The sequence below is a fragment of the Oceanicola sp. S124 genome (assembly GCF_000220565.1).
Classification (GTDB): domain Bacteria; phylum Pseudomonadota; class Alphaproteobacteria; order Rhodobacterales; family Rhodobacteraceae; genus Pseudooceanicola.
Map to the genome: position 1 here is coordinate 1 of NZ_AFPM01000210.1, position 7,453 is coordinate 7,453.

General features: G+C 68.4%; 10 protein-coding genes and 1 pseudogene. 4 read left to right on the forward strand and 7 right to left on the reverse strand.

What is annotated here, in order from left to right; genetic code table 11:
• The coding region (zapE, locus tag OS124_RS0114665; RefSeq protein WP_010140499.1) for a cell division protein ZapE at positions 1 to 526 on the reverse strand (526 nt) is incomplete at its 3' end.
• Between the two features lie 125 nt (positions 527 to 651).
• Between zapE and OS124_RS24780 the strand changes: the two are divergent.
• Positions 652 to 1,906: pseudogene (locus OS124_RS24780) on the forward strand (MFS transporter).
• A gap of 6 nt (positions 1,907 to 1,912) precedes the next feature.
• On the opposite strand, the gene OS124_RS0114675 reads toward OS124_RS24780, so the two are convergent.
• From OS124_RS0114675 to OS124_RS0114690, 4 genes are read right to left on the reverse strand one after another with little or no spacing between them, the layout of a single operon-like run.
• Complete coding sequence (locus OS124_RS0114675) at positions 1,913 to 2,851, reverse strand: alpha/beta fold hydrolase (RefSeq protein ID WP_010140501.1); 939 nt, start codon at positions 2,849 to 2,851, stop codon at positions 1,913 to 1,915.
• Complete coding sequence (locus tag OS124_RS0114680) at positions 2,848 to 3,477, reverse strand: HAD family hydrolase (RefSeq protein ID WP_010140503.1); 630 nt, start codon at positions 3,475 to 3,477, stop codon at positions 2,848 to 2,850. Before OS124_RS0114680 ends, OS124_RS0114675 begins: the two co-directional genes overlap by 4 nt.
• A 7-nt stretch (positions 3,478 to 3,484) precedes the next feature.
• Positions 3,485 to 3,946 carry a YaiI/YqxD family protein gene (locus OS124_RS0114685; RefSeq protein ID WP_010140504.1) on the reverse strand — a complete coding sequence of 154 codons (462 nt, stop codon included), beginning with the start codon at positions 3,944 to 3,946 and terminating at the stop codon, positions 3,485 to 3,487.
• On the reverse strand, positions 3,943 to 4,635 hold the full coding sequence (locus OS124_RS0114690; protein WP_010140505.1) for a nitroreductase family protein: 693 nt from the start codon (positions 4,633 to 4,635) through the stop codon (positions 3,943 to 3,945). Before OS124_RS0114690 ends, OS124_RS0114685 begins: the two co-directional genes overlap by 4 nt.
• Positions 4,636 to 4,751: 116 nt before the next feature.
• Here OS124_RS0114690 and OS124_RS0114695 point away from each other — a divergent pair, with 116 nt between their 5' ends.
• Together OS124_RS0114695 and OS124_RS0114700 are read left to right on the forward strand one after the other, a co-directional pair.
• On the forward strand, positions 4,752 to 5,384 hold the full coding sequence (locus OS124_RS0114695; RefSeq protein WP_010140506.1) for a TetR/AcrR family transcriptional regulator: 633 nt from the start codon (positions 4,752 to 4,754) through the stop codon (positions 5,382 to 5,384).
• On the forward strand, positions 5,381 to 5,662 hold the full coding sequence (locus tag OS124_RS0114700; protein ID WP_010140507.1) for an I78 family peptidase inhibitor: 282 nt from the start codon (positions 5,381 to 5,383) through the stop codon (positions 5,660 to 5,662). Before OS124_RS0114695 ends, OS124_RS0114700 begins: the two co-directional genes overlap by 4 nt.
• Positions 5,663 to 5,721: 59 nt before the next feature.
• On the opposite strand, the gene OS124_RS0114705 is transcribed toward OS124_RS0114700, so the two are convergent.
• A complete protein-coding gene (locus tag OS124_RS0114705; protein WP_029375464.1) occupies positions 5,722 to 6,174 on the reverse strand; it encodes a c-type cytochrome in 453 nt (150 codons plus the stop codon).
• A gap of 238 nt (positions 6,175 to 6,412) precedes the next feature.
• On the opposite strand from OS124_RS0114705, the gene OS124_RS0114710 reads away from it, so the two are divergent.
• On the forward strand, positions 6,413 to 6,763 hold the full coding sequence (locus OS124_RS0114710; protein ID WP_010140509.1) for a DUF2794 domain-containing protein: 351 nt from the start codon (positions 6,413 to 6,415) through the stop codon (positions 6,761 to 6,763).
• Here OS124_RS0114710 and OS124_RS0114715 read toward each other — a convergent pair.
• Positions 6,760 to 7,453 (reverse strand): C40 family peptidase (locus tag OS124_RS0114715; RefSeq protein WP_010140510.1); only part of this gene is annotated, 694 nt, incomplete at its 5' end. The two genes, OS124_RS0114710 and OS124_RS0114715, sit on opposite strands and share 4 nt — an antisense overlap.

Genomic DNA, 7,453 nt, shown 5'->3' on the forward strand with positions numbered 1-7,453 from the left:
AGAGCTGACGGTTCAGCCCGTTCTTGTAAAGGTCGTCCGGCACCCGGTTCGAAGTGGTCACCACCACCACACCGGCCTCGAAGAGCGCCTCGAACAGGCGGCCGACGATCATCGCATCGGTGATGTCGGTGATCTGCATCTCGTCGAAGGCCAGCACGCGCAGCTCTGCGGTGATCTTGTCGACCACCGGCTTCAGGCTGTCCTCGACACCGGCCTTGCGCGCCGCATGCATCCCCTCGTGGATCTCCTGCATGAAGGCGTGGAAGTGGACCCGGCGCACCGGCACCTCCAGCCCCTCGACGAAGAGATCCATCAGCATCGACTTGCCGCGCCCGACCCCGCCCCAGAGATAGAGGCCCTTCGGCGCCTCGGGGGCCTTCCGACGCCCGAAGAAGCCGCGCTTCACCGGGGCCGAGAGCCCCTCGCCGATGCGGTCGAACTCGGGCAGGACATGTTCCTGCGCCGGGTCGGGGCGGATGTCTCCGGCAGAGACGCGGGCTTTGTAGAGATCGGACAGGCACTTCATGTGCCGGTGATAATACGGCCCCGCGCCCCGGGAAAGCGCACAATGCGGAATAGCGGCGTTCACAAAGGCTGAATTGACCTGTCAGCGATCCCGCCTAATCTGCGCGAACCAACGGGAGGAGCCCCATGCAACCGACAGCCCGCCTTTTCACCCCCGTGTTGATCGCGGGCTGCGTGATCATCCTGATCAACTTCGCCATCCGCGCCAGCTTCGGTGTCTTCCAGATCCCGATCGCGGAAGAGTTCAACTGGATGCGCGCCGACTTCAGCCTGGCCCATCGCGATCCAGAACCTCGCCTGGGGCATCGGCCAGCCGCTGTTCGGCGCCTTCGCCGAAAAGCTGGGCGACCGCAGGGCCATCATCCTCGGCGCGGTGATCTATTCCCTCGGCCTCGTGCTGTCCTCCTTCGCGGTGACACCCGAGGCGCATTGGGGCCTGGAAATCCTTGTGGGCTTCGGCATCGCCGGCACCGGCTTCGGCGTGATCCTCGCCGTGGTGGGCCGAGCCGCCTCGCCCGAGAACCGCTCGATGTCGCTGGCCATCGCCACGGCAGCGGGCAGCGCCGGGCAGGTCATCGGCGCGCCCACGGCGGAATTCCTGCTGGGCCTGATGCCCTGGCAGAACGTCTTCCTGGTCTTCGCCGCCGCCATCCTGCTGGTGCTTCTGCTGCTGCCGATGATGCGCACCCAGACGCCGCCCGCCACCAAGGCCGAGCTGGAAGAGACCCTCGGCCAGATCCTGGTCCGCGCCGGCAAGGATCCGACCTTCGCGATGATCTTCCTGGGCTTCTTCTCCTGCGGCTACCAGCTGGCCTTCATCACCGCCCACTTCCCCGCCTTCGTGACAGAGCTTTGCGGCCCGATCGCCTCGGGCAGCATCCTGGCCAACATGGGGATCGAGACCACTTCGGCCCTTGGTGCCATCGCCATTTCGCTGATCGGGGTCTTCAACATCGGCGGCACGCTGCTGGCGGGCTACCTGGGCAAGACGCTGCCCAAGAAGTACCTGCTGGCGGGCATCTACACCCTGCGCACCATCGTCGCCGGGGTCTTCATCCTGATGCCGATCACGCCCGGCTCGGTGCTGCTGTTCTCGGCCCTGATGGGCGGGCTGTGGCTGGCGACGGTGCCGCTGACCAGCGGCCTGATCGCCCATATCTACGGGATGCGCTACATGGGCACGCTCTACGGCATCGTCTTCCTCAGCCACCAGATCGGCGGCTTCATGGGGGTCTGGCTGGGCGGCAAGATGTACGACATCCACGGCGATTACACGCTGGTCTGGTGGATCGGTGTCGGCGTCGGTGCCTTCTCGGCGCTGATCCACCTGCCGGTGCGCGAGAACCGCAGCGAAGCGCCGATGTCAGTCGCCCGGGGCTGAGCGGAGTCAGATCTCGCCGTCTTCCCAAAGCCATGTGCGGAAGGCGCGCACCAGCGCGTCAGGATGGGAGAGGGGCAGCCAGTGCCCCGCCCCCGCCACCTGCTTCTGCACCGAGGCCCGGTTCCAGCGCGAGATGACGCCCATCCCCTCAAGCGGGATGGCGCGGTCCTCTGCGGCCCAGATCGTCAGCATCGGCACGCCCGCCTTGGCGACGCGGCGATGCTCCAGCTCCTGCGGATCGCGCAGGATGCCGCGCAGCGAGGCCAGCACCGCCGGCGTGAAGCCGCGCCACAGCGCCTCGCCCGCCTGCCGCTTCGCCACCTGATCCGGGACCCCCTCGGCGACGGCACGGCGGGCGGCGCGGCGGTGCATCCCGGGATAGAGCGCCTGGAACAGCCAGCGTCCGGTCCAGCCCGCGTCGCGCATCCAGCGCATCAGCCCGGCAGGATAGCCGCCCATGCCCGCGGGTGCGACCAGCACCAGCTTCTCGATCCGCCCCGGGTGCTCGGCGGCATAGGCCGTCGCCACCGCCGCGCCCATGGAATAGCCGAACAGCGTCACCGGGCCGTCGATATCCAGCGCGGCCATCAGCTGCGAAAGCTGGGTGGTGAAAAAGCCCGCCTCCTGCGCACCGCCGGGACGGTCCGACCAGCCGCGCCCCAGCAGGTCGTAGGTTAGCACGTGATAGCCCATGCCCGCCAGCTGCGGTGCCACCGCGTCCCAGACATAGGCCGGGGTGGTCAGGCCATGGATGCAGATCGCCACCGGGTCACCCGCCTCGCCGTACCAGCGGAAACGGGTGCGGCCAGCGGGCAGCTCGGCGATCTCGCCCGGCACCCTGCCTCGCCGCTCGGCGACCTTGGGGCGCATGTCCTCGCGCAGGAAGGGCGCAAGGGCCAGCGCCCCGCCGGCACCGGCCAGCCAGAGCAGCGGCGCGAGGCTCACTTCGCCTCGGCTTCGCTCAGCAGGCCTTCGGCCACCAGGCGCGCGGCCCAGCCCTCGGGGCCCTCGAAGTGATGCGTCCGCCAGCCGCGCGCAGCGGCGGCGGCAATATTGTCCGAGCGGTCATCGGTGAAGATCAGCTCGGCCCCCGACAGGCCCGAGCCCTCTTCCAGCATCTCGTAGATGCGCGGATCGGGCTTGATCACCTCCATGTGGCCCGAGATGTAATCCTGGTCGAACTCGTTCAGCACCGGGTATTCGGCGGCAGCGATCCTGTAGGTGCCAATACCGAAGTTGGTCAGGGAGAACACCGGGATGCCCTTGGCCCGCAGGGCACGCAGCAGGCGCCAGCTGTGCGGAATGGCAGGGGCGCACATGGTCAGCCAGTCCGCGTGCCAGGTCAGGATCTCGTCCCGGTACTCGGGGTGATCCTCGGCCAGCAGCGCCGTCAGCTCGGCCATGTCGCCGCCCCGGTCGACGCGGTCGTTCATCGCGTGCAGGTCCACCGCCGCGAAGACCTCGCGCCGCCGCTCTTCACCGAACTTGCGGTCGTAATGCGCTTCGGGGTGCCATTCGACCAGCACGTTGCCGATGTCGAAGACGACAGCCTTGATGGGGGTATCCGTCATTTGGAGATCAATTTCCCTTTTTCGCAGCGCTGCGCAGTGCGGTTTCCAGAGCGCTCAGGAAACGAGAGCGGTCGGCCTTTGTAAAGCCCTTGCCCCCGCCCCCGGCCCCCAGCGGATTGGCGGCGCGCAGGTCCGCCATCAGATCGCGCATGGCAAGCTGCTGGCCGATGTTCGCCTCGGTGAACCTCTCGCCGTTATGGCGCAGGCAGGTGGCCCCGGCGGCGACGCATTTCGCCGCCAGCGGGATGTCACCCGTCACCACAACGTCGGAGGGCCCGGCGCGTTCCGCGATCCACTTGTCGGCCTCGTCCGGCCCGGCATCGACGATCTGGTGACGCACGTAGGGGTTCTGAGAGGGCCGCAGCCCGCCGTTGGAGACCATCCAGACGGTCACCCTGTGGCGGGTCGCCACGGTTTCGGCCTCGGCTTTCACGGGGCAGGCATCGGCATCGACGTAAATGGCGGTCATGTCAGCAGGGTCAGGATCTCATCGAGGGGTTTCTTGATCTTCGCAGCCGCGGGCACGGTGGCCTCGGGCGAAGGGTGGCCGACGGCCAGGATCATCACCGGCTTCTCGTGCTCGGGACGGTCGCACAGATCGTTGAGGAAGCGCATCGGGTTGGGGGTATGGGTCAGGCAGGACAGGCCGGCATTGTGCAGCGCGGTGATCAGGAAGCCGGTGGCGATGCCGACGCTTTCGGGCACGTAGTAGTTCTTGTAGCGGGTCCCGTCCCGGGTCATGCCGTAGCGCTGCGCGAAGACGACGATCAGCCAGGGCGCCTGTTCCAGGTGCGGCTTGTCGACCCCGGTGCCGATCGGTTCGAGCGCCTGCAGCCATTCGTCCCCCGCCGCGCCGGCATAGAACTTCTCTTCCTCGGCCTCGGCGGCGGCGCGGACCTGCGCCTTCAGCGCGGGCGCGGCGATGGCGGTGAAATGCCAGGGCTGGTGATTGGCCCCCGAGGGCGCCAGCCCGGCCGCGGCGACGCAGTCGCGGATCACCTGCGCATCGACCGGACGGTCGCTGAAATCGCGGATCGTGTGGCGGGTCTTCATCAGCGCGTGGAAGGCCCGCGCCGCCTCCAGCATCTGCGCGTCACCGATCTCGTCGCGCGGCGGCAGGGGCAGCGGCTCGTAGGCGATCTTTCCGGTGCTGTACATTCTGGCTCTCCTCCCTCTGGAAGCAGGATCATCGCAGGAAGCGTGGTCCCGTCAATGGCCGGGCCTTGCCGGGGGGCGGGCAAGTCTGCATTATCCGCTCGTAGCTCGGAGGCCACATGGATACGCAGCAGGCGCCAACCCGCAGGGGGCGCAAATACGACCAGGTTCTCGAGGGCGCCCGCCGCGTCTTCCTGAAAGACGGGTTCGACAGCGCCAATGTCGACGAGATCGCCCGCGAGGCCGGGGTCTCGAAGGCGACGCTCTACAGCTATTTCCCCGACAAGCGGCTGCTGTTCTTCGAGATCGCCCGCTGCGAATGCACCCGTCAGGCCGAGGCGGCGCAGAACGTGGTCATGCCCGACCTGCCTCCGCGCGCCCTGCTGATGGGCGCGGCGCGCAAGATGGTCGGCAACCTGTCCTCGCCGATGATGATCTCGATGTTCCGGGTGGCCGCCGCAGAGGCCGGGCGCTTCCCCGAGCTGGCACGCGACTTCTATGCCAAGGGGCCGCAGATGGCGCATCGCCTGCTCTCGGGCTACCTGCGCGGCGCCGCCGAGCGCGGCGAGCTGCGGATCGAGAACCCCGACATGGCCGCCGCCCAGTTCGCCGAGCTGTGCAAGGCCGGGCTGATGCCCAAGCTGCTGTTCGGCATCATCGACAAGGTGCCTGACGCCGAGGCGGAACTTGTCGCCCGCGAGGCGGTTGAGACCTTCATGGCCCGCTACGGACCAAAAGAGGATACCGAATGAAACGACCCGCTCTCGCCCCCATCCTGGCCCCCACCCTGGCCCTGCTGGCCCTGACCACGCTTGCCGCCATGTCGCGCGCGCCCGAGGCGACGCCCTGCGGCAGCGAACTCCACGAAGACCTCGTCGGTCAGCAATGGTCCGACGACATGACCCCGCAGCGGGAGGGGCCGGTTCGCGTGTTGCACCCGGATTCGATGGCGACCATGGACCACCGGCCCGACCGGCTGAACATCCATGTCGCCAAGGACGGCAAGGTCAGCGAGCTGCGCTGCGGCTAGGGGAACGCTGCAGCCAGGGAAACGGGGCGCCTTGCGGACGCCCCCTCCCATCACCCGGATCACTCCACCCGGAAGGCCTTGTGGCAGGCACCGCAGTTGCCCCCCACGCTTCCGAAACCGGCCTTGATGCCGTCAAGGCTGCTGACATCCAGCGCCAGGGCGGCCTGCTCCAGCTGGGCCGCGATGGCAGTGAACTGATCCCAGTCCTCCCAGATCGCCGGAGAGGCCTCGGATTCGGGATCCGTCTCCTGCGGCTCGAACTTCTCGGGGATCATCGCGGCGGCGGCGGCCAGGGCGGCCTGGGCCTCTTCGGCCTTGGCCGCGTCGAAGTCGACCCGTCCCTGGGCCATGCCCCCGATCACGGCGAAGTTGCCGCGGATCTCGCCCATCAGGGCGATGCGCTCCTTGACGGCGGGGTTGGACGCCTCGGCATGGGCCAGCGGCGTCATCGGCGTCAGCGCGGCCGTGCCCAGGGCGATCACGGCGACAATTGCTGCGGTTCTTGGCTTCATCGGAAATGCTCCACGTTGCGAACTGCGGACAGACTACCCGGCAAAGCTTATCCGCCAAGGGCCGAGATGGCTTCTCACGAAATGGTCAGGAGTTTCCCCGCAGGCTGGGGGAAACTTGCCGCCGGCCGCCCAGGGAAACGCCTTTCCCGCGGCACGGCCCGCATGCGGCAGGTCCCACGGCCCGCGGCCCCCTCAGAAGCACCTTGATTTTACCCCCCTGCAGGCGCAGATTCGAAGAATGAACATGCAGCCCCAAGCCCCGATCCCGGGGGTTTCCGCCGACCAGGTGGCCTTCCACCGGACCGAGCTGAGCGTGATCCTCTCCCTCTACGGTCGCTTCGTGGCCGCGGGCGAATGGCGCGACTACGGGATATCCTCGCTGCGCGAGGTGGCGGTCTTCTCGGTGTTCCGCCGTTCTGCCGAATTCCCCCTCTACCGGATCGAAAAGCGCCCCAAGCTGCGCACGCGCCAGGGCATGTATGCCGTCGTCGGCATGGACGGGCAGGTGCTGCGCCGGGGCCATGACCTGAAGACCGTGCTGCGGGTGCTGGAACGCAAGCTGATCCGCGCGGTCGACAGCGCCGACTAGAGGCGCCGCCGCCCGGTCACCGGCCCCTCTCCCGCCGCTGCAATCCGCGCGATGGCGCCAGAGAGGCTCTCGTGGGCCACCGACATCGTGTGGGCATTGGCATGCAGGATCCGGTCCGGCCCGCTGACCCAGGCCACGTGGCCCTTCCAGAACACCAGGTCGCCGCGGCACAGCTCTGCCGTCTCGGGCAGCGCCTCGCCCAGCTCGGCGGCCTGCATGTCGCTGTCGCCGGGGCAGGCAATGCCGCAGGCCCGGCAACTGCCCTGCACGAGGCCCGAGCAGTCGATCCCCCCGGCACCGTTACCGCCCCAGAGGTAGGGCATCCCCAGCAAGCGCTCGGCCACCTCGACCGGATCGGGCTGCACGGTCTCGCCAAGGTTCAGGTGGCTGGCCGGCACATGGCCCGCATCGCAGCGCGCCCAGCCGTCCTGCACCTCGAAGACATGCAGCCGCGCGCCGAAGGCCAGACGCGCCACGGCCATGGCACGGGCCCTGGGGGCCTCCCAGACGAGGGTCTCGCGGCAGGCAACGGAAGCATTGGGGGCAGGCTGATCCGCTGCCGCCAGCGCTCCGGCGGCGAGATAGCCGGTATAGCCATCCGCCTCGGCCTCGACGAAGGCGAAGCCCGCGTGGATCTCGTAGACCCGCAGCGCGGCACCGCGCAGAAGCTGGCGGTCGCGGCGCCCGCCC